This window comes from Microcystis sp. M144S2 (assembly GCF_020246065.1).
In the GTDB taxonomy this organism is placed as follows: Bacteria; Cyanobacteriota; Cyanobacteriia; order Cyanobacteriales; family Microcystaceae; genus Microcystis; species Microcystis ichthyoblabe_A.
This window is the reverse complement of sequence record NZ_JADBTR010000109.1, coordinates 1-3,244: the sequence shown is the minus strand read 5'-3', so window position 1 is coordinate 3,244 and position 3,244 is coordinate 1. Positions and strand designations below refer to the sequence as shown.

General features: G+C 37.8%; 3 protein-coding genes. All 3 read right to left on the bottom strand.

The window, feature by feature from the left end:
• On the bottom strand, nucleotides 1-945 hold a 945-nt coding region (locus IM462_RS13180; protein WP_287702579.1), incomplete at its 3' end, for an RpnC/YadD family protein.
• A 286-nt stretch (nucleotides 946-1,231) separates the two neighbouring features.
• Nucleotides 1,232-2,668 (bottom strand): carotenoid oxygenase family protein, encoded by a 1,437-nt coding sequence (locus IM462_RS13175; RefSeq protein WP_287702577.1) that lies wholly within the window; start codon nucleotides 2,666-2,668, stop codon nucleotides 1,232-1,234.
• A gap of 116 nt (nucleotides 2,669-2,784) precedes the next feature.
• The coding region (locus tag IM462_RS13170) for a Uma2 family endonuclease (protein ID WP_287702575.1) at nucleotides 2,785-3,244 on the bottom strand (460 nt) is incomplete at its 5' end.

Genomic DNA, 3,244 nt, shown 5'->3' with positions numbered 1-3,244 from the left:
TTTTAACATCTCTTCTAAAACCGAAATAACTGAAGCATCATTGAGACATTGTCCAATATCTCCAGGGATATCGCCTAGTCGGTTTTCCAAAACTTTTTTCACAAAATCACGAGCATTTTCTAACGCTCCAATTTCCTTACCAATTTCCTTACCGCGTTCTATTCCTCGTAACTCCCCAATTTCCTCACCAATTTTCCTTCCTCGTAACTCCATATTACTTATTAAAGGCATGGTTCTTTCCTCCTCAAATTGTTTAATTTTACTTTCTAAACTTGACTGTAATTCAGGGGATAAGGTCATCATATTGTCGATGATTTCAAACAGTTTAATTATCTGTTTCCTCTCGAACTCCTTTTCATATAATCCCCTGATTAACTTCCACTTCCACTGTTCCCGTTCTGGCAGCTTCCCAGTAGTTGCTTTTGTTTTCAGGTGTGCCATGACTATTATAGCAAAGGGATTGCTACTTGTTTCTAGTTCTGACCAGCTTTCCTCATAGTCCAGTAATTTAACCGTTGGGAATTTCAGGCTGACTTCACAGCCAGCAATGGTATAATTATAGGAATCTGGTCGCCAATTTACTCGTTCATCCCCTAATATAGCGAGACTGATAACTGGTTTCTGATACAAATCAAAGGCCGGATAGTTATAAATATACATCCTCTGAGGGAAATTTTCTTCGTATTGACTTTGAATTTCAATATGAATCAAAATCCAGACTTCTTCACCCCTGAGTAACCAAACTTTATAGAGTTTGTCAGCGAAACGTTTTTTGGTCTTTGCTGAAGCGGTAATCCGTTTCAGTTCTTTTTCTAGGGATTCGGGAATTTTTGTCCAATCAATCAATTGGTGAACTTCGGGAAAAAAGAAGCATAAAAACGCTTCAAAATACTCGCTTAATGCTTCTTTCCAGGGTTCATCATAATTAGCGGTTGTTTGTTTCATTATGACAATTTTAGTGGGTTGTTGTCAGAAGGCGATCGCTAACATAAGAACTAAGCAGTTAAAGTATTTAATACCAATTCTCCAAAGTCTGACTACAGAAGTTTAATCCCCCTAAATCCCCCTTAAAAAGGGTGACTTAAATTCGATGTGTAGTTTTCATTTAGAGAAATGGTATAACCAATTGATTAAATCTTCAACCCTAGAGAAATCGAATAAAGCTTCTCTCTCACAAGTCCAGAAAACGAGTTTCTCAAAGAAACCCGTTTTCTAAATAGAAACCCCTTTTCTAAGTTGAGATTACTTCTGCACCTTTTTCTGATTTTTCTTGCCAAGTACCGTGAAACCCCGGAGGGATAACACTGGGTAATTGCAGACAGCAAAGGGGTTCTTTTTCTAGCTGCTGACTATCATAGATTCTCACTTGGCTGCTGTGATTATTGCCGTCGTAAACCACGACGATTAACCATCCCGTTTCTGGAGATAAACCATCGGAGACAAAAATCGGTTCACTGCCATAACAGTTATTTTCTAGATAGGCAATAGTTAACTTACCTGTGGAGTGATTATAACAAGCGGGAAGTCCGATAATTTCCCGACGAATATCACTATCGGGACGATGGACAGCTAAAAAAGTATTTTGCCATTTTTGTCCCACCAGTTGCGGGGAAACCACGGGAAAATCACAGCTTAAATCCGAGAGAATTTCCTGATTAATTACCTTTGCTGATAGGGGATTAATGGTAATACTTGCCAATTTTCCGATGGCTAAAGTTTCGGTTTCACCCGTGGCAACTTCTTTTAAAAATTGATTAGTCTTAAAATCATCATAACGGATAAAAACAATTTCAAGATTGCCTTGGTCATTTACACAACCATTAGCAAAGTGCCATTGAAACCAGGAATTCGTAACACTTTGGCTGACTAATTGCAGAGAATCTCGCTCAAAAATTAGTATTCTTGTTCCTAATTCTGGCTGCCACTGCATGGCATCACTAAAAGTTTTAAATCCCAACAGTATCGATAATTTATCCGCTTTTATTGGTGGGACAAAAAAGACGAGATACTGTCCTGCTAAAACAAAGTCATGCAGCAGAGATAATCTATCTAAATCAAAAGTGTTTTTCTGGATAATTTCACCAGTGGAGTCAGACTTATAGAGATTTAAACTAACTTTAGCACTGATTGTCACCCCGAAATTAAAAATCTCTCCTCTGGACACATCTACTTTAGGATGAGCGGAAAAAGTTTCCTTTGCTTGTAAGCTAGATAAATTATCTAAACCTAGGGTTTCTAAAGATTGTAAATCTAATTTATGGGGAAAACCCCCTTCCCAGAGAGCTAATAATTTATTGGGTAAAGCTAACACCGAGGTATTAGCGGCATTTTTTACCTCTTTTCCCCAATTATTCCAAAAGAAGCCGGGGGCATTCATGCCATAATTAGGAAATAAATATTGATTAGCGGCGCTTTCTTGCTGATAACCAGCAGTCTGAACATAACGATAGGTGGCACTGGCTCCCTTATCATGAAAATGTACAGCTAAAACTGCCCCATCTCCGTCAAACCAATGACCAACTTTTTGCTTACCTCTTTCTAATCTCCCCGGACCATTGCGATAGAGACTCCCCCGCAATCCCTCGGGAATTTTCCCCGATAATAAGGTTAATTGGGTTTCAGAAAATTCCACTGCTGGTTTTTCTAGAGATTTTGCCCAAGCTTTCATAGATTTGTTTTTTTACTGATTACATAGTTAAGTATAGCCCTAGACTAGGTTCAATGACGATAAATTAGGCAGTTTACCAGTTAATTAGTATTTACCACAACCCATCAATTATGTCATTATAAAGTATCGGGATCAATTCCCAGAGAACGGATATATTCAGCTAAACGTTCAGCTTTAAGACGCTCTTGTTCTAATTGTAAACTTGCTTGTTCAGCTTTAAGGCGCTCTTGTTCTAATTGTAAACTTGCTTGTTCAGCTTTTTGAGATAACTCAATAGAAGTTAGAAATTTCTGACCATCTAAACTATAAATTTCTAACTCTTTTTCTGTCAATTCAAATCGGATATTTAACCGAGGACTAACCCATCCCTTAATCTCAGGTATAGAACTTAATAGTCCTTCCTGTCTCAACCATCCTTGAAAACTATGAGAATCTGGATCATAGAGATAGTATTCTTCCACTCCATAACGTTGATAAAACAGTAGTTTTCGCTCCATTTCTTCTAAGCTATTAGAAGGTGAAAGAATTTCAAAAACCACTTGAGGAGCGATATTATCTTCTTGCCATTGTTTATAG